General features: G+C 64.4%; 18 protein-coding genes. 3 read left to right on the forward strand and 15 right to left on the reverse strand.

Annotated features, from left to right (window positions below; translation table 11 throughout):
- Positions 1-29: 29 nt before the first annotated feature.
- The 9 genes from FHS03_RS11260 to FHS03_RS11300 all read right to left on the reverse strand — a co-directional run bounded on the left by FHS03_RS11260 (position 30) and on the right by FHS03_RS11300 (position 8,922).
- Positions 30-1,580 (reverse strand): PepSY-associated TM helix domain-containing protein, encoded by a 1,551-nt coding sequence (locus tag FHS03_RS11260; protein WP_183441064.1) that lies wholly within the window; start codon positions 1,578-1,580, stop codon positions 30-32.
- An 8-nt stretch (positions 1,581-1,588) separates the two neighbouring features.
- On the reverse strand, positions 1,589-1,888 hold the full coding sequence (locus FHS03_RS11265; RefSeq protein WP_183441065.1) for a hypothetical protein: 300 nt from the start codon (positions 1,886-1,888) through the stop codon (positions 1,589-1,591).
- A complete protein-coding gene (locus tag FHS03_RS11270) occupies positions 1,885-2,166 on the reverse strand; it encodes a hypothetical protein (RefSeq protein WP_183441066.1) in 282 nt (93 codons plus the stop codon). Before FHS03_RS11270 ends, FHS03_RS11265 begins: the two co-directional genes overlap by 4 nt.
- 2 nt (positions 2,167-2,168) lie before the next feature.
- Entirely contained in the window at positions 2,169-3,134 is a 966-nt protein-coding gene (locus FHS03_RS11275) for an alpha/beta hydrolase (protein WP_183441067.1), read from the reverse strand.
- Entirely contained in the window at positions 3,134-5,608 is a 2,475-nt protein-coding gene (locus FHS03_RS11280) for a TonB-dependent receptor (protein WP_183441068.1), read from the reverse strand. Before FHS03_RS11280 ends, FHS03_RS11275 begins: the two co-directional genes overlap by 1 nt.
- Positions 5,609-5,870: 262 nt before the next feature.
- Positions 5,871-6,890 (reverse strand): FecR family protein, encoded by a 1,020-nt coding sequence (locus tag FHS03_RS11285; protein ID WP_183441069.1) that lies wholly within the window; start codon positions 6,888-6,890, stop codon positions 5,871-5,873.
- Positions 6,881-7,405 (reverse strand): sigma-70 family RNA polymerase sigma factor, encoded by a 525-nt coding sequence (locus tag FHS03_RS11290; protein ID WP_183441070.1) that lies wholly within the window; start codon positions 7,403-7,405, stop codon positions 6,881-6,883. Before FHS03_RS11290 ends, FHS03_RS11285 begins: the two co-directional genes overlap by 10 nt.
- A gap of 98 nt (positions 7,406-7,503) precedes the next feature.
- Complete coding sequence (gene lepB / locus FHS03_RS11295; protein ID WP_183441071.1) at positions 7,504-8,178, reverse strand: signal peptidase I; 675 nt, start codon at positions 8,176-8,178, stop codon at positions 7,504-7,506.
- 45 nt (positions 8,179-8,223) lie between these two features.
- Positions 8,224-8,922: an ArsR/SmtB family transcription factor gene (locus FHS03_RS11300; protein ID WP_183441072.1), complete on the reverse strand. Its 699-nt coding sequence runs from the start codon at positions 8,920-8,922 to the stop codon at positions 8,224-8,226.
- A gap of 75 nt (positions 8,923-8,997) precedes the next feature.
- Here FHS03_RS11300 and FHS03_RS11305 point away from each other — a divergent pair, with 75 nt between their 5' ends.
- Both FHS03_RS11305 and FHS03_RS11310 read left to right on the forward strand, forming a co-directional pair.
- Entirely contained in the window at positions 8,998-10,134 is a 1,137-nt protein-coding gene (locus tag FHS03_RS11305; protein WP_183441073.1) for a cytochrome P450 family protein, read from the forward strand.
- Positions 10,131-10,481 (forward strand): antibiotic biosynthesis monooxygenase family protein, encoded by a 351-nt coding sequence (locus FHS03_RS11310; RefSeq protein WP_183441074.1) that lies wholly within the window; start codon positions 10,131-10,133, stop codon positions 10,479-10,481. Before FHS03_RS11305 ends, FHS03_RS11310 begins: the two co-directional genes overlap by 4 nt.
- Before the next feature lie 151 nt (positions 10,482-10,632).
- Here the strand turns inward: FHS03_RS11310 and FHS03_RS11315 are convergent, their stop codons facing one another.
- The 6 genes from FHS03_RS11315 to FHS03_RS11340 form a co-directional block, all read right to left on the reverse strand.
- Positions 10,633-11,076 (reverse strand): hypothetical protein, encoded by a 444-nt coding sequence (locus FHS03_RS11315; protein ID WP_183441075.1) that lies wholly within the window; start codon positions 11,074-11,076, stop codon positions 10,633-10,635.
- 143 nt (positions 11,077-11,219) lie between these two features.
- Entirely contained in the window at positions 11,220-12,119 is a 900-nt protein-coding gene (gene rpoH, locus FHS03_RS11320; protein ID WP_183441076.1) for an RNA polymerase sigma factor RpoH, read from the reverse strand.
- A gap of 343 nt (positions 12,120-12,462) precedes the next feature.
- Complete coding sequence (gene ftsX / locus FHS03_RS11325; protein WP_183441077.1) at positions 12,463-13,377, reverse strand: permease-like cell division protein FtsX; 915 nt, start codon at positions 13,375-13,377, stop codon at positions 12,463-12,465.
- Positions 13,374-14,033: a cell division ATP-binding protein FtsE gene (locus tag FHS03_RS11330; protein WP_183441078.1), complete on the reverse strand. Its 660-nt coding sequence runs from the start codon at positions 14,031-14,033 to the stop codon at positions 13,374-13,376. Before FHS03_RS11330 ends, ftsX begins: the two co-directional genes overlap by 4 nt.
- A gap of 6 nt (positions 14,034-14,039) precedes the next feature.
- A complete protein-coding gene (gene ftsY / locus FHS03_RS11335) occupies positions 14,040-15,113 on the reverse strand; it encodes a signal recognition particle-docking protein FtsY (protein ID WP_183441079.1) in 1,074 nt (357 codons plus the stop codon).
- A gap of 82 nt (positions 15,114-15,195) precedes the next feature.
- Positions 15,196-16,143: a MerR family transcriptional regulator gene (locus FHS03_RS11340; protein WP_183441080.1), complete on the reverse strand. Its 948-nt coding sequence runs from the start codon at positions 16,141-16,143 to the stop codon at positions 15,196-15,198.
- A gap of 911 nt (positions 16,144-17,054) precedes the next feature.
- Here FHS03_RS11340 and FHS03_RS11345 point away from each other — a divergent pair.
- Positions 17,055-18,143, forward strand: a complete 1,089-nt coding sequence (locus tag FHS03_RS11345) for a porin (protein WP_183441081.1) — start codon at positions 17,055-17,057, stop codon at positions 18,141-18,143.
- Positions 18,144-18,191: the final 48 nt, after the last annotated feature.

Raw genomic sequence — 18,191 nt, forward strand, 5'->3', positions numbered from 1 at the left:
GACGTTCGCCAGCCCGATGCTGCGCAGGCTTAGGCCGGCGTAGCGGCCGCGCGCTTGCGCGACCAGACACTGTCGGTGGCGCCAAGGCGCTGGCGGCGCATGGCGGCAACAGCAATCCAGGCGAAGCCGCAGGCCATGACCACGGCGCCGATATCGACCGCGCCGATGGCGAAGCCGCGCCAGACGGTGGCGGCGGCGATCAGCAGGGTGCTGGCGGCGCTGGCCCACAGCAGTTCCACGCCGGCGCGCGGCGCGCCGCGCATGAAGGCCCACAGCACGCACAGGAAGAAGCCGCCGTAGTACACAGTTTCATGCCAGGCGTTCAGCTGCGCGCCCTGCGCCGGTAGCAGGCGTGCCGCGGCGATGGTGAGCGACAGCGCGGTGACGCATCCCAGGCAGACGCCGACGGTGGCGGCGGACAACCAGCGCGTGGAACGGCTCTGTTCCACCTCGCTACCCTTGCGGGCGTTCTTGCGGCGCGTCTCAATCCACAACAGATTACCGCTGTAGAAGAGGAAGGCGCCGCCCAGTCCCATCAGGAAGTAGGTCCAGCGGATCGGCGCGCCGCCGAAGGTGCCGAAGTGCAGGGCGAAGGCACCGGCCACGGGGGCGGCCCAGCTGTTGTAGTTGCCGGGGAAGGTGCCCTGGTTCAGCACTTCGCCGGTGATGGCGTTGAGCGTGATCGAGCCGTCGCGGCGCAGCACGTAGCGCGGGTCTTCGCCGGCAATGCGCACGGTGGCGCTGGCGGTGGCCGGCGCGGTGTACTGCATCGCGGTCGGCTGGAATTCGGGACTCAGTTCGCGCACCTTGGCCAGCAGCGCATCGGGCGGCAGCATGGCAGCGGGCTTGCGGTCCGGTTTCGGCTTGGCGTTGGCGGCGTTCATCTGCGCCTTCATCTTTTCGCCATACACCACCGTGTCCTGGATATCGTAAATCTGGTCGTGGAAGGCGAAGACCACGGCCGTTACGGCGATCACGATGTGGAAGGGCAGGCTGGCGATGCCGATGGCATTGTGCGCGTCCAGCCACATGCGCTTCAGGTTTTTGCCGACGCGCAGGGCGAAGAAGTCCTTGCTCAGCGAGGGCAGCAGAATGATCAGGCCCGAGACCAGCGCCACCACATACAGGGTGCTGACCACGCCCATGATCAGTTCCGTCACCTCGCCATCGCCCGGCAGGCCGCCGGTGCGGTGGACATGGTCGATCAGCTGGGCCATGCCGGACGGCGTGTTGCGTTCGACGTGCAGGCTGCCGTCGGCGGCATAGTCGGCCGACCAGGGCGACTTGTCGCCGCGTCCCTTGGACCAGGTGATGCGTCCGGGGATGTGCTCTTCGTCGTTCAGGTGCAGGGTGAAGGATTTGCGCGCGTCGGGGCGCGCGGCCAGTGTGTCGGCGATCAGCTGTTCGCTTTGCGCCAAAGGCGCCATGGCGGCGCGCTGTTCCTGCGCCGCCCAGCGGTTCAGCGGCACTTCGAACATGGTCAGCGCGCCGGCGTAGAAGGCGATGAACAGCATGAAGCCGGCGATGATGCCGGTCCAGGTGTGGACTGATTTGTAGATGCGTATGACTTCGGCGCGCATTGGCTAGCTCATTGAAGGAAGTGGCGGCAGGCCGCAAGCAGGGCGTAGGCCAGCACGGTGGCGCCGCCCAGCCAACGCCAGGCTTGCGCGCCGCTGCGGAACAGATAAACAAAGCTGAGGACCGCGCCCCAGACGGGCATGGTGATCCACATCGTCGCCTGCGATTTCTGCGGCGCTGCGGGACCGCCCGGCGTCAGCCAGGCGAACAGGCCGCTGATGGCGATGCACAGGGCGAAACCGAGCAGCACGCCGGCCAGGGTCTTGCTGATCCAGTCCGGCTGGATGGTGTTCTTCGACTTGCCGCTCATGGCTGCCGTCCTTTTAGTATGGTGCGCAGGGCGGCCAGATAGGGGACGATGGAGCCAAGCAGCATGGAGATGGTCAGCACCGCGAACAGCGTGGTGCTGAAGGTGGCTTGCGACCACCACAGCAGCACAGCAGCCAGCATCAGGAGGCTGCCCGCCCAGCGTCCCGGCCGCGCGGGCAGGGGCTGGGCCAGCCATTGCTGGCGCTCCACCGACAGATAGAAGCAGAAGATGGAGGCCGCGTTCACGGCCAGCGCCAGAAGGATGATCCTGCCGTCCATGCTTACTCCAGGAAGAATTCCAGGCCGCGCGAGAGGGCCGGGAACAACGCGGAACCGTGGTCCTCGCCGGCCAGCGCAAGGAAGCGCACGCGAGCCAGCGCGGCCTTGCCGGCATCCTGAGCCGCCTGCTTTTGCAGGTCCACCGCCAAGTCGCGCGCGGCATCGACCATGCGTTTTTCCATCAGCATGGCGCTGCGTTCGCTGAGCTGTTTGCCTGGCGCGACCGCCTGTTCCAGTTCGCCCACTGTCAGCAGCAGTTGCGGCTTGCTCGTTGCGGCGGCTGCACGCGTGGCAAGTCCGGCCTGCTCGCTGAGGATGAAGCGCTCGCCCCACCAGATCGAGGGGCTGGCCGCGATGAAGGTCTGGAAGGCGGCGGGACGCGTGAACAAGGCGTGCAGGGTGAACAGGCCGCCGTAGGAATGGCCGAACAATGCCTGGTGCTGCGGATCGATTTTCGCCAGTGCGGCAATCTGCGGCTTGAGTTCCTGTTCGATGAAGTCGAGGAAGCGGTCGGCGCCGCCTTCCTTCTCCGTGGCCTTGGACGAAGGCGGCGTGTAGTCGCGGCTGCGCGCCGGGCCATCGTAATCCTCTCCGCTGGCGTAGCCGATGCCGACGACGACCGGCGCATTGCGTCCCGTGACCTTGCTGCGGCGCGCGACGGTGCGCGCCATCAGGGCCAGCGAGGGGAAGGAGGCATTGCCGTCCAGCGCGTAAATCACCGGATGGCCGGCCGCCGGCGCAGGCGTGTCGGGAATGCTGATGAAGATGCGGTAGTGCTGGCCGGTGTGGCGCGAGCGCAGGTCGGCTTGCCGCGCTTGCGGCAGCGCGGCTGGTATCCAGACGCTATCGGACGCAGCGCCGGGCTTGTCCGCCGCAACGGCTGGCGCCAGACCTGCCGCCAGCAAGGCGGTGGTGCCAGCCAGCCAGCGGCGCCGCGCGGGCGCTTTCTTCGCTTGAGGGTTATTCATCAGAAGTCCACCGATGCCGAGAGTTTATAGATGCGGCCCGCACCCTGGGTCACGAAGTTGTCGTTGAAGGAGCCTGCCCAGTAACTCTTGTTGGCGACGTTCTCCACATTGGCGCGCAGTTGCAGTTCTTTCTCCATCACGCGGGTGACGAAGCGGGCGCCCAGGTCGAAACGGGTCCAGCTGTCGATCTTTTGGGTGTTGGCGTTGTTGACGAACTGGCTGCTGGTGTAGATCATGCGGCCGTTCAGGCTCAGGCCACGCACGCCTGGCACGTCCCAGTCAGCGCCCAGATTCGCCTTCCATTTCGGGATGCCGTAAGGCGTTTTGCCATCCAGATTGGCGCTGGCGGCGCGCGTGAGCTTGCTGCTCGTGTAGGCCGCGCCACCCAGCAGGCGCAGCGAGGGGTTGATCTGGCCGAACAGATTCCATTCCGCGCCGCGATTACGCTGCTCGCCATCCACCGAGTAGGTATTGGTGGCGACGTTCTTGATCATAGAAGGACGCTTGATCTGGAACACGCTGAAGGTATTGGTGATTTCGCCCAGATCCCATTTCACGCCCGCTTCCACCTGCTTGCTGCGGAAGGGAGCGAAGACTTCGCCGTAGTTCTTGGCTTTTTCGTCGGTGACGGTGCCGCCCTGGCTCAGGCCTTCGATCATGTTCGCATACAGCGAAACCGACGGCGACCATGGTTTGACCACGATGCCGACTGCCGGCGTGGTAGCCTTCTTGTCGTAGGCGGAGGTGCGCGCGCCGGTGACAGCGTGGAAAGCTTCGGTCTTCACCTGCTGGCGGCGCGCGCCCAGGGTCAGCAGCACCTTGTCCTCGGCGAAGGAGAGCGTGTCGGCGAAGGCGAAGCTGCGCAGCGTGGCTTCATTGGTGCGTGGTGCAGGGCCGGGATCGGCGGCCAGGGCCGGCAAGGTCGGGTTGTAGATGTTCGAATTGAATGTCGCGCTGAAGGCCGGGTTGGCGCGGCCGGTATCGATATCCAGCGAAGTGATGCTGGCTACTGCCTGGTGGCGGATGGAACCCGTGGTGAAGCGGCCGCGCACGCCCACTTCGCCCGAGGTATTGTCGGTGGAACCGCGCTGGTGATAGGTGTTGGCAGTATAGTCGCCGGCGGTGTTCTTGATCGCAGCGCGGGTGCCGTTCACATAGCCGGAATACTCGTATTTCAGCTTGCCCAGGGAGGCGTAGGCGCTCACCTGATCATTGAATTCGTAGCTGACGCGCGCCATGATGGCGTCGTTTTTCAATTTGCCGTAGATGCCGCGCAGCAGATTGGTACCGGTTTTCGGTGGCGCGATCACGCCGGTGGCGGGAAAGGATGCCATCCAGGAGCTGCCATTGTCGATGTTCTCGCGGTCGCTATAGGCATCGATGCTGGCGGTCAGTTGCGGGCCGCGATAGTCCAGCGCGACGGAAGCGAGGATGCGCTCTTTTTCCTGATCCTTCACGCCGACCTTGCCGTCGCGGTAAGCGCCGTTGACGCGGATGCCCCAGCGATTGCTTTCGCCAAAGCGCTGGCCCACGTCGGCATGCACGCCGTACTGGCCGCGCGAGGTGTAGTCGGTGGTCAGGCGGAACAGCGGCTTATCGGTGGCGCGTTTAGGAATCAGGTTGATGATGCCGCCCACGGCGCCTTGCGGCGACATGCCGCCCAGCAGGGCGCCCGGACCTTTCAGCACTTCCACGCGCTCCAGGAATTCGGTCGGCGCATGGCCGCTCGGCGCCACGCCATACAGGCCGTTGAAGGCCAAGTCCTCGCCATTGATCTCAAAGCCGCGGATGCTGAAATTCTCGTAGATATGGCCTTCGGAGGTGGTGAAACGCACCGACGGATCGTTCAGCAGCACGGCGGCCACGGTGCTGGCCTGGCGGTTGGCCACCAGTTCGGCGGTGTAGCTGGTCAGATTGAAGGGCGCGTCCATGATGCTGGTGCTGCCCAGGATGCCGAGCTGGCCGCCACGGGCGACCTGGCCGCCGGCGTAAGCGCGCGGCAGCTCGTCGGCCAGCAGGGTGGAACTCACGTTGACGGCGGCCAGGGTCTGCTCCGGCTGGGTGCCGCCGGCAGCGGCGCTGGTCGAACGCTGGGCAGGTTTCGCCAGCAGCAGATAGCCGGAGCTGGTTTTCCCGATCACAAACTGGCTATCGCGCAGCAGGGCATTGAAGCCATCCTCCACGCCATAACTGCCTTTCAGGCCGGGGCTGCGCAGTCCCTGCACTTTTTGCGCATCCAGCACGATCGCCACGCCGGCCTGCTGCGCGAAGCGGTTCAGCGACTCCGCCAGAGGACCGGCCGGAATATCGTACTGCGCCTGTTGCGCGCCGGTCGCCTGCGCCAGGGCCACGCCCGGCAGGGCCGCCGCCAGCGCGCCGCCGAAGGCCAGCTGGATTGCCAGAGCCAGAGGCGCGAGATGGGTACGACGGGACGAAGTGGCGGCGCGCGCGGCGCCCTGATATTGCCTGGACATGCTCTGATTCCTTCTCGTTCTTGACGGTAACGCCCGCTGCACGCGGGACAAATATTCGCTGCTTCACCTACCTTGACGGACAGCCGCCCCAAACCGGAACCGTTCCCGCAAAAAAATCCCCTTTGACCTATATCAACGAATGTCCAACCCTGGTGTCAGGCACCAGAACCGGACATTCTTTGATTTTGCTCAAAGAATGTCCGACCTTAGTGCCTGACACCAGGGTGGGACATTGTTTGATTTGGCGCAAACGGTGGCGGGCTCAGCTGGCGGGGGCGTCGATCAGGACCAGGTAGGGGGTGACGGTGCGGATGCGCAACTGGGGGAAGCTGGTGAGCAGCAGGTGCAGGGCGCGTCCGGTGTCGTCCAGCGGGAGGACGGCGGAGACGCGGATGCCATCGAGCTGCGCGCGGTCGTAGCGCAGGGCGCCGGGACGGTGGCGCGCCAGTTCGTCCAGCACTTCGCTCAGGGGGCGGTCCTGCACCACCAGCTGGTGCAGGCGCCAGGCATCGGACACGCTGCCGGCATCGATGCGGCCGAGCGGGCCAAGCGCGCCGGCTTCGATGCGCAGGCGCTGGCCGGCGGTGACCACCATATTTTCCCGGCTGAGCTGCGCGGCCTGGGCGGCGGTTTGCACGGCGGTTTTCGATTCGAGCATCGACAGCTCGGTGACGCCGTCAACGCGGCGTACCACGAAGCGGGTGCCTAAGGCGCGGATGCTGCCTTCTTCCGTGTGCACGATGAAGGGGCGGGCGGCGTCGCGCGCCACGTCCACCAGGATTTCGCCCTGCACCAGGCGCACGGCGCGCTGCTGCGGGGTGTAGGCCAGCTTGACGGCGCTGCCGCTGTTCAGGGTCAGGCGGCTGCCGTCGCTCAGGGTGTGCTGCTGCCATTGTCCGGTGCCGGCGCGCAGGTCGGCGGTGAGCAGGGCGGGCGGGTAGTGCTGCAGGCCGAGCCAGGCCGCGCCGCACAGGCTCAGGGCCAGCATGGCGGCGGTGGCGAGGCGCGCGCCGCGCCGTTTGCCGTTGGCTTCGGGTTTGAGCGCGGCGTGGATGGCGGCGCGCGCGGGGCGGCTGTCGCCGGCGCCGATGCGCTGCACGTCTTCCAGTTGACCGAGCAGATATTCCATGCGTTCGGCCGCCTGCGCGTGGCGCGGATCGGCGGCCTTCCAGTCGTCCAAGGCGCTGCGCGCGGCGGCGCGTTCCTGCGGGGTGTCGGCCGTGAGCGCGACCACCAGTTCGGCGGCCTGCTCGGACAGTGCGCGCGGCAGGCTTACAGGCATGGCTCGTCCAGCGCCTCGCCGCAGCGCATCAGCGCCTGCACCAGGTATTTGTGCACCATGCGGGTCGAGACTTGCAGGCGCTCGGCGATGGCGGCATGGCTTTCGCCGTCCAGGTAGTGGGCCAGGAAGGCTTCGCGCGCCTTGTCGGACAGGCCTTCCAGCACGCGGGCGATGGCGTTCAGCGCCTGCGCCGCCTGCAGGATTTCTTCGGGCGAGGGATAGCAGGGCAGTTCCTGCGCCAGCAGTTCCAGTTCGGCGATATAGGCCTGGTCGATCAGGGCGCGGCGTTGGCGGTCGATCAGCAGGCGCTTGGCGGTGGTGGTGAGCCAGGCGCGCGGTTCGGCCAGTTGCGGCAGGGTGTCGCGCGCGGCGACGATGCGCAGGAAGGTGTCCTGCGCCAGATCGGCGGCATGGTGGGCGCAGCCGAGCTTTTTGCGCAGCCAGCCGAATAGCCAGGCGTGATGCTCGTGATAGAGCACGCCCGGATCAAGCTGCAAAGTGGTCGCCGTTGCCATCCCAAATCAAACGCAAATAAGAATTATTCTCATTTTAGCGCGATTTGGCGGCGGATGGCAATCGGGAAGTGGCGGCGGGCGGCCGCCACGGGGGAGGTTTACTGTGGACGCAGGCTGGCGCCAATGCGCTCGAAGCGCGGCTGCCAGCGGTCGGTGATGTTGGCCGAAACCAGGATGCGTTCGGCGCGGCCGATCAGCAGATCGCGCGGCACCAGGCCGATATAGCGCGAGTCGCTGCTGTTGTCGCGGTTATCGCCCAGCATCAGGAATTGATTGGCCGGGATCACCAGCGGCGCGAAGTCGCGCCGCGCATGCACTTGCGGCAGGATCTGGATGCGGTAGCTGGCGTCGCCATTGGCTTCGCTCAGTTGCAGCGCCTGCAGTTGGCCGGCCATGCCCATGTCCTCGCTATGGTTGCCCAGCACCGTGTATTCGGCCTGTTTGCCGTTGACGATCAGGCGCTCGCCGCGCATCTCCACCGTGTCGCCGGGCAGGGCGGCGACGCGCTTGATCAGGCGCGTGCCGTCCTTGGGCGAGGAGAAGGTCACGACGTCGCCGCGCTGCGGCTCGCCCAGGCGCGCCAGCGAGATATCGGTCAGCGGCACCTTCAGGTCATAGGCCACGCGGTTGACGAAGACCACATCGCCTTCCAGCAGATTGGGATGCATGGAGGCCGATGGAATCGGATTCCAGTCGGCGATGGCGGTGCGGAAGATGCCGAATAATGCGAGGAAGAGGAGGAAGCCTTTATTGTCGCGTGCCCAGTTTTTCATGACGACTCCTTGTTGATAAAGTCCTCACATCGTCTTGCAGACAGCTTAAGCGATGCTTAGACCGAAGGCCGCCAGCATCTGCCGCTGTCCCTTGGGCGCAACGCTCAGCGCGCGGCTGTCCAGATCCTGTTCCACCCAGCCCTTTTTCAGTGCCATCTGTAGCAGGGCCGCGCCCAGCGCGCCGCCCAGGTGCGGGCGCCGTTCGCTCCAGTCCAGACAGGGACAGGCGAAGCGGCGGCGCAGTTTGCGTGTGGCCGGCAGATCCAGTCCCAGCGCGGCGAAGCCTTGTTCTCCCGCAGCGCTCAAGCGGTATTCCTTGGGCGTGTCATCGGACGCTTCCAGCCAGCCTTGTTCGGCAAAGTGGTCGTGCAGGGCGACGGCGACCGAGCCGGCCATATGGTCGTAGCAGGTGCGTGCCTTGCGCAGGCGGTTCGGCGTGCCGGGCTTGAATTCGGGACGGGGCAGTCCGGCCACCACCAGCAGCGCTTCCAGCGCGGTGGCGACGTCCTGCCCGGCCAGCTGGTAGTAGCGGTGGCGGCCCTGCACCAGCAATTCCACCATCTGTTCTTCCTTCAGGCGCGCCAGGTGAGCGCTGGCGGTGGAGGCGCCGACTTCCGCCACCGCCGCCAGCTCGGTGGCGGTGCGGGCGTGGCCGTCGAGCAGGCAGCACAGCATGCGCGCGCGCGCCGGCTCGGCGATCGCGCCAGCGATGCGGGACAGGTGGTTGTCGGCTTGTGCATCCATATTTCGGTCCAGGGCGAAGTGTGGGGTGGGGCTTTTCAGCATACTGCAGCCATCCCACTCGTGCAAAGGAAATCCATGTATTTCGATCCGATAGCGGCAGTCACCCAGAGCGATCCCTATCCAGGCTATGCCGCCCTGGCGGCGCGGTCCGAACTGGTGTTCGACGAGGAGCGCAAACTGTGGCTGGCCGGAAGCCCGGTGCTGGTGCGCGCGGTGATGGCAAATCTCGCCTGCCGCGTGCGTCCGGTGGCGGAGGCGGTGCCGGCCGCCATCGCGGGCGGCAGCGCGGGGCAGGTGTTTGGTCAACTGGTGAGGATGAATGACGGCGCGCGCCACGTCGTGCCCAAACTGGTTTTGCAGCGTGCCTTGGCGGCATTGCCGCTGGAAGCGGCGCAGCTGCGCGCGGCCTCGCTGGCGCAGGCCTTGCCTCCGGCCTTGCACGCTGCGAGAACGCGTCTGGACGGGGCGAGGCTCTCGGCGTGGATGTGCGATGTGCCGGTGCAGACGATGGCCAGCCTGCTCGGCTTCGCGCCATCCCAGTTGCCCGCGCTGTCGGCGTGGATGCGCCAGTTCGTCGCCTGTCTCTCCCCGCTCAGCAGCCCGGAACAGCTGGCGCTGGCCCAGCACGCGGCACGCTTCCTACTCGACAGCTTCAGCGATCTGCTGCGCAGCGCGCCGCCAGCAGCGGACAGTCTGCTGGGCGCGGTGCTGGCCGAAGCCGAAGCGGCTGGCTGGAACAATGCGCAAGCGATCCTGGCCAATCTGGTCGGCCTGCTGTCGCAGACTTACGAGGCCACGGCGGGACTGATCGGCAATGCCATTGTCGACCTGCTGCGCGCGCCGCAGCGTGCCAGCGAAGGTGGGCTGGCGCTGGTACGGGATGTCGCTCTCAACGACCCATCGATTCAGAACACGCGCCGCTTCGTGGCCGAGGCAACGCGTATCGGCAGCGTCGAACTGCAGCCCGGCGATGTCGTGCTGCTGGTGCTGGCTGCGGCCAGCCGCGCACGCGATGCGCAAGGCCAGGTTTTCGGCTTCGGCCATGGCGCGCACACCTGTCCCGGCCAAGCGCTGGCGGTAACGATTGCCGCCGCTGCCATCGATGTTCTGCTGCAAGCGCAGGTATTGGAAAAGAATCGGTACGAATGGCGCTACCGCCCATCGCACAACGCCCGCATTCCGGAATTTTTCAATCAGGGAGAAGAAGCATGATCGCCGTCATTTTTGAAGTGAGTCCCAAAGCGGAAGGCCGCCAGGAATACCTCGACATTGCCGCCTCGCTGCGTCCTTTGCTGGACGAGGTAGACGGCTTCATTTCCATCGAACGTTTCCAGAGTTTGAGCCAGCCCGGCAAGCTGCTTTCGCTGTCCTTCTTCCGCGATGAAGAAGCCATTGCCGCCTGGCGCCGGCTGGAAGCTCACCGCGCCGCCCAATCCGCAGGCCGTGGCGCCCTGTTTGAAGACTACCGCCTGCGCATCGCCAGCGTCATGCGCGACTACGGCCTGCACGAACGCGCCCAAGCCCCCGCCGACAGCCGCCAGCATCACCACCAACCCTAGCCCCTCCACCGTTTGCGCTAGATCAAACAATGTCCCACCCTGGTGTCAGGCACCAAGGTGGGACATTTGCTGATCTAGATCAAAGAATGTCCGACTCTGGTGCCTGACACCAGGGTGGACATTGCTTGATATGGATCAAAGCTTGGCGGACTCAGGGTGGGGTGAGGGTGACGCGCACGGTGACGCGGTAGTCGGGCTCGGGGGCGTCGACGGCGGGGGGATCGGGCGGAACCAGGCTTTCGAGGGTGTAGCTGAGGCCGTCTCGGACTTCGGTCTTGCCGGCGTTGGGCATGTCCTCTGCCAGCACGAAGCTTTGGCTGGCGCCGCCTTTGTTGACGGTGAAGCTGAAGCTGATGTAGCCGGCCCAGACGCAGACGGCGCCCTTGCGGCAGCGGCTGTCATTGATGCGGTCGAGCGTGAGCGTGGCGCCGGCGGCGATCGGGACCGTCTGGCCGGCGCTCAGGGTGTAGGTGGCACTGGTTCGCATGGGCGTCCTCGGGCTGGGTTCGGGCGCCGTGCTGCGGGCGATGCCGCAGGCGGCGATGATGCTGAAGATGCAGAGGCATAGCATGACGCTGATGATTCTGGGTTGCATATGGTCTCCTGTCGAGCTGGCACGCACGAGGAAAATATTAAGCAAATTGCATCATCGGCGGCGCACCGCTGAACTGCGAGCATAAAACAAAAAACCGGGGCGACCCCCGGTTTTCTGAAAATTTAAGCGCGCAACAAGGCGGCTTAGACGTAGGCGGCCAGCGCGACTTTCATCTTCTTCAGCGCGGCCGCTTCGATCTGGCGGATGCGCTCGGCCGAGACGCCGAATTCGTCGGCCAGGGTGTGCAGCGTGGCGCCGGAGCCGTCGTCATTGGCCAGCCAGCGCGCTTCGACGATGCGGCGCGAACGCGCATCGAGCTTGCCCAGCGCGGTTTCCAGGCCTTCCGATTGCAGACGGGTCACGGCTTCGGCTTCCAGCACGCGGGTCGGCTCGTTCTGGTCGGACGAGAGGTAGGCGATCGGCGAGAATTTGTCGTCTTCGTCGTCGGACGGCGCTTCCAGCGCGATGTCGCGGCCGCTCAGGCGGGTTTCCATTTCGATCACTTCCTCGCGCTTCACGTCCAGCAACTTGGCCAGCTGGTCGATCTGGGCCGGCGACATGGCGTCCAGGCCTTGCTTGTGGCTGCGCAGATTGAAGAACAGCTTGCGCTGGGCTTTGGTGGTGGCCACTTTGACCAGGCGCCAGTTCTTCAGAATGTATTCGTGCATCTCGGCCTTGATCCAGTGCATGGCGTAGGACACCAGACGCACGCCCTGGTCCGGGTCGAAGCGCTTGACGGCCTTCATCAGGCCGATATTGCCTTCCTGGATCAGGTCGGCGTGCGGCAGGCCATAGCCCAGATAGCCGCGCGCGATCGACACCACCAGACGCAGGTGGGACAGCACCAGTTCCTGGGCGGCGCCCAGGTCATTGTTTTCCTTCAGGCGGCGGCCCAGGCGCACCTCATCCTCATGCGACAGCATGGGCAGGCGGTTGACGGCCGAAATATAGGCGTCCAGGTTGCCCAGGTTGCCACTGAAGCCGAGGCCCAGTGCACTGCTGCCGGCGGGGACCAGGGCGGATTGTGCGGACATCGTAGTCATATATTCTTTCCTCGCTCGAAGGTGTTGCTCTAGTCACAATATGCCATGCGGAATTGTCGGGCACTTGGACTGTTACGGTTCTTTACCGTTCGGATGCAGAATGCCGGATGGAACTTAATCGGCTCTTAAACTTGCACCGAGGCATGTTTTTAAACTTGCTGTTGAACATATATTAGCACTCTCCTTCGATGAGTGCCAATCGGCCGAAATGATGGGCCTTATAGCAAAAAGCTATCGACTCCAAAGGGCCGATGGGCTTTGGCATGCGAGCAGGAATAGGGATAGCATACGGGCGCCGCCGGTGCGTTCTCTGTGCGAGAACGCACGCGGGCGTGCCGAAGAATTAATTGAGGCGGGCCAGGTGGCGTTGCACGGAGAGCAGGGCGCCCACCAGGCCAAGACTGGCCGACAGGGCCAGCAAGCCGGCCATGGCCAGGGGTTCCAGCGGCGCCAGCTGGAATTCGGAGGCGTACAGGCGCGCGAATTCGGCGATCGCCGTATTCAGCGGCCGCAGTGCCAGGGCCACGGCGCCCAGGGCCGCGCCGCCGGCGCACAGGCCGAGCAAGGCGCCGCTGTAATAGAAGGGGCGGTGGATGTAAGCGTCGGTGGCGCCGATCAGCTTGGAGACGAGGATTTCCTCGCGCTGGGTCATGACTTGCAGGCGGATGGTGTTGAACACCACGGCCACCACCACCGTGCCCAGGGTCGCGGCCAGCAGCAGCAGGGCCAGGCGCAGCACGCCGAGCAGGGCGGCCAGGCGCTTGACCCAGGCCGAATCGACCTGCACCGATTCCACGCCGGGCAGGGCGCGCATCTGGTCGGCGATGCCGTCGATGGCCGCGCCTTCGGCCGCGCTCTGGAAGGCGTCGAGCTTGATGATATAGCTGTCGGGCAGCGGGTTTTCGCCGAGGGTGCTGATCACATCGTTCAAGCCGCTCTTGTCTTTCAGCTGCTCCAGCGCTTTTTCGCGCGGCACGAAGACGATCTTGGCATCCTTGACGATGGTGCGCAGCGAACCGGCAATGCCGGCCGCCTGCTCGCGCGGCGTGTCCTGTTTCATGAACACGCTCAGTTCGGGATCGACCGACATCTGTTCCGACATCGGCCGCACATTATTGAGCAGGGTCAGGCCGGTGAAGGGCAGGGCCAAGGCGATGGCCACCACCAGGATATTGAACAGGAAACTGCCGGGCGCCTTGCGCAGGTGGATCAGCGCGGAGCCGAGGGCGAAGCCGTGTTGGCGCAGCCAGATGCTCATGCGGCCTCCTTCAGCAGTTCGCCTTGCTGCAGGTGGATCACGCGCGCGGCCGATTCGAGCACCAGCTCGTCGTGGGTGGAGATCAGGCAGGTCACGCCCACCGAGTGGAAGGCCTTCAGCGCGTCGAGCACGCGGGTGGCGCTGGCGCGGTCCAGATTGGCGGTCGGTTCGTCGGCCAGGATGATTTGCGGTCGGTTGACGATGGCGCGCGCGATCGAGACGCGCTGCTGCTCGCCGCCGGACAGGGCCAGCGGTTCATCGGCGGCGCGCTCCAGCAGGCCCACCTTGTCCAGCGCGGCGCGCGCGCGCTGCTCGGCGGCGGCGCGCGGGGCGCCGCTCACGGTCAGCGGCAGCATCACATTGGCCAGCACCGAGCGGTCGTTGAGCAGGCGCTGTTCCTGGAAGATCAGGCCCAGGTTGCGGCGCAGGAAGGGAATGCCGGCGCGGCGGATCTTGCCGATGTCCTGGCCGTTGACGATGACCTTGCCCGAGGTCGGGCGCTCCATGGCGGCGATCATCTTCATCAGCGTGGACTTGCCCGCGCCGGAAGGGCCGGCCAGGAACACCAGCTCGCCCTTCTCGATATTCAAGGTAATGTCGCGCAAGGCCATGGCCTCGGCGGAGTATTGTTTGCTGACTTGCTGGAATTCGATCATGGTGCCTTAGGCAAGCAGGGCTTCAACAAATTCGGCCGCATTGAAAGGTTGCAGGTCTTCGATCTTCTCGCCGATGCCGATGAAGTACACGGGCACCGGGCGCACGCGGGCGATGGCGGCGATCACGCCGCCCTTGGCCGTGCCATCGAGCTTGGTGATGATCAGGCCGGACAATTGCAGCGCATCGTCGAAAGCCTTGACCTGGGCCAGCGCGTTCTGGCCGGTATTGCCGTCGATGACGAGCAAGGTCTCGTGCGGCGCGCCTTCCATGCCCTTGCCGATCACGCGCTGGATCTTTTTCAGTTCTTCCATCAGGTGCAGCTGGGTCGGCAGGCGGCCGGCGGTATCGACCATCACCACGTTGCTGCCGCGCGCCTTGCCCGATTGGACCGCGTCGAAGGAGACGGCGGCCGGATCGCCCGAGGCTTGCGAGATCACCGTCACATTATTGCGCTGGCCCCAGACCATCAGCTGCTCGCGCGCGGCGGCGCGGAAAGTGTCGCCGGCGGCCAGCAGCACGGACTGGCCGTGCGCCTGCATATGCTTGGCCAGCTTGCCGATGGTGGTGGTCTTGCCGGCGCCGTTGACGCCGGAAATCATCATCACCGTGGGCTGGTGGCGGCCCAGCTCGAACGGCTTTTCCAGCGGCTTGAGCAGGTCGATCATCAGCTCCTTCAGCGCCGTTTTCACGGCGGCGGCTTCGGTCAGCTTGTCTTCCTTGACCTTGCGCTTGAGCGTGTCGAGCAGGTACTGGGTGGCTTCGATGCCGGCGTCGGCCATCAGCAGGGCCGCTTCCAGCTCCTCATACAGTTCATCGTCGATGCGCGCGCCGACGAAGAGCATGGACAGATTGGCCGAGGTCTTGGACAGGCCGGCCTTCAGGCGGCTCATCCACGATTGCTTCGATTCGGGCTTGGCGGCGGTTTCGAAATCGGCGGCCGACAGCGCGGCATCGGCAGTATCGGCAGCGGCGGCAGGGACGGCGGCAGCGGGAACAGGGGCTGGCGTGGCGGGGCGCGTCTCAGGCGCGGCCGGCGGCGCTTCGGCGGCGGCGGTTTTCTTCTTGAAAAAACTGAACATTGGGTAGGCGGTCGGGCGCTGAAAATAAGCGCACATTCTACCAGAGCGCTATGGTCGGGAAACAGGGAGGCCGGCGCGGGATTCAGGCGGCCTGGCCGTGCGTGCGCTGGCGCCACTCGGCGATGCCCTTGCCCAGGTCGGCCAGGCCGTACACCTGGGCGGCGCCGGCGGCGCGCTTGCGCAGCGCGGCATTGCTGCCGCTGGCCCAGATTTCCATCGCTTCCGGCAGGCGCGCGCGCAGCTCTTTCAAGGCATCGCCCACCTGGCGCGGATTGGCCAGCGGCGAGAAGGACAGCAGCACGATATCGCTGTGCAGGCTGCGCGCCGCTTCCACGATATCGGGCAGGGCGGTCTGCACGCCGAGCGAGGTGCAGTGGGCGCCGTCGGCGGCGAAAACGGCTTCGGCCATCAGCAGGCCCAGGCCCTGGCGTTCCTGCGGCAGGGTCGCCAGCAGGATGCGCGGACGCGGCGCGGCGCCGTGGTGGTGGGCTTGCGGAATCGAGAAAATGGCGCTGCGCATGACGATCTGCAGCGACTCACTGAATAAATGTTCTTCGAACACGGCCAACTGGCCGCCGGTCCAGGCTTCGCCGATATGGGCGGTGAGCGGCGCCACCAGATCGATGACGAAGTTTTTCAATCCCATCACCAGCATGGCTTGCGACAGCTTGCGGCGCAGCGCTTCCATCTGGTGGGTTTTGCACAGCTCTATATAGGTATGCAGTTCCGGATGCGGTGCGCTGACCGGCTGCTGGCGGCCGGCCGCCTGTTCGGCCATGGCCTGCAATTCGGCGCTGCCGAACTGGATCACCTTGCCGGGCCGGTAGCCCAGGTCGATCAGGCGTTTGACCAGGCGCAGCTTGTGCACCTGGTCGGCCGAGTACACGCGTTCGCCGAAGGCGTCGCGTTGCGGTCGCGGAAAGTCGTAGCGGCGCTCCCAGACGCGCAAGGTTTCCTTGGCTACGCCGGTGTCGCGTTCAACGTCGCTGATGGTGCTGGGGACGGGCTGTGATGGGCTTGAAGTGTTCATGCAAAAGCGGCTACGGGTCTTGGGTAGGCGCGGGTTTGACGACCTATCTGACCAATTCTACTCGCGTTTTTGGCGGGGAAGTGTTCGCTAGACGGGGCTGTTGGGCGCCCGCACGGCGCCGGCGGCGGCCCTTGTCCACGACACAAAGTTGCCCTACGTCAAATTCCTGGTAAATCGCAAGTTCCTCATATATTTGTATTGGACAAATAGTCGGTAAAAATAAATTGTTGCAGTGTTGTACGACGGTAAAACGCGGTGGGGAGCGTGGCGCACCGTCAACGGTGGTTTGGTTGAGATGTAACTTTTTGCAACGCAGCATATACTGAAAGTAGATGTCAATGTTCAGCCATGAAGTAATCTTCCTCTAGAGGCTGGCTCGTCTACTGTGACTGAAAGTCGTATGCCTCACCCAAATATTCTCTCGCCCAGAATCCGTATAACTAGCGTGCAGGCGAGCAACGTTCTGAAAAGCGGTATAAAATAGTCATAATGATCGAAAGGAACGTCTTTCCTTCTGTTTGGAATGGAAAGTTTCCGAACGACCGTTCGGGCAGCTTCTATTGCGATGCGATAGAATATTGCCGGGTGGCAAAGTTGCTTGCGCGTTTAGACCGACGGGGGAAGGATAGAACCGGAGGATTTGCTGAATTCGCAAGCATCTGACACTTGATGGATTGCCGATCCATCAGTATAGTGCCGCCTCCAGTGCCCTAGAGCACTGCGACAAGCCGGCATCGATGAACTCGGCCGCAGATAAAGTGAACGCGTTCCGCAGCGGAACAGCATAGTGGCAATCGGGGAGTTTGCCCTCACGGATAAGAGGCGCCGCAGGGTGGGGCGCCGATCAAGACCGAATTTAGCGGTATCAAAGCTTTTAAATTTTTGCTGCAAACAACTGAAGGAACTTTGTAATGAAAAAAACTCTAATCTCCATCGCAGTTTTGGGCGCCATGAGCAGCGCTGCTTTCGCACAGTCGAACGTCACCATCTACGGTATCGTTGATGCCGGTATCGTGGCAGAGCGCGGCGGCAAATCCGGCAGCGTCAACAAAGTAACCAGCGGCGTGGCCAACGCTTCCCGTCTGGGCTTCAAAGGCACCGAAGATCTGGGCGGCGGTCTGCAAGCCCTGTTCGTGCTGGAAGGCGGCATCAAGGCTGACACCGGCGAATCCGACGTGTCCGGCTCCATCGCCAACCGTCAGTCCTTCGTTGGTCTGCGTTCCAAAGAAGCCGGCACCCTGACCCTGGGTCGTCAGTACACCCCGTTCTACAACGCCCTGTCGCAAGTGGGTGACCCGTTCGCCGCTGGCCTGGCTGGTACCGCGAAAAACCTGTTCCCAGTCGCTGGCGCCAACACCCGCAACAGCAACGCTGCTGTGTACGTGACCCCGACCTACAACGGCGTGTCCGCTGAGTTCTTCTACGGCTTCGGCGAAAAATCGGCTAACTCGACCCAACGTCAAGTTGGCGCGTCGCTGAACTACTCCAACGGCCCGCTGAACGCGCGTCTGGCGTACAACAACCGCAACAACGACGACCAGCCAGTGCTGGGCGGCCCAGTTGCCGAAAAAGACACCGGCCGTAACACCCTGCTGGCTGTGAACTACGACTTCCAAGTTGCTAAAGCATTCTTCATGTACAGCGACAACAAAGGTCTGAACAGCGCCGCTCTGGCCAACGTCAACAACCCATACGGCACCACCGTGGCTCCAGTAGCTTCGACCAAGAGCGCTGACGCTCTGATCGGCGTGACCGTGCCAGTGGGCGGCGCAGGCAAGTTCATCGCTTCTTACATCAACAAGAACGATAAAACCAACCTGAACCAAGACGCTAACCAGTGGGCACTGGGCTACACCTACGATCTGTCCAAGCGCACCACCACCTACGTGGCATACGCTAAGATCAAGAACAAAAACGGCGCAGGCTACACCGTTGGCAACAACTCCGAAGCTGGCACCGGCGACAAAGCCTTCAACATCGGCGTGCGTCACTCGTTCTAATCGGAACCTGATCGCCTGATCTGAAAACCGGCTGCTTCGGCAGCCGGT

It is taken from the genome of Pseudoduganella violacea (assembly GCF_014191875.1).
GTDB classification, from domain to species: domain Bacteria; phylum Pseudomonadota; class Gammaproteobacteria; order Burkholderiales; family Burkholderiaceae_D; genus Rugamonas; species Rugamonas violacea_A.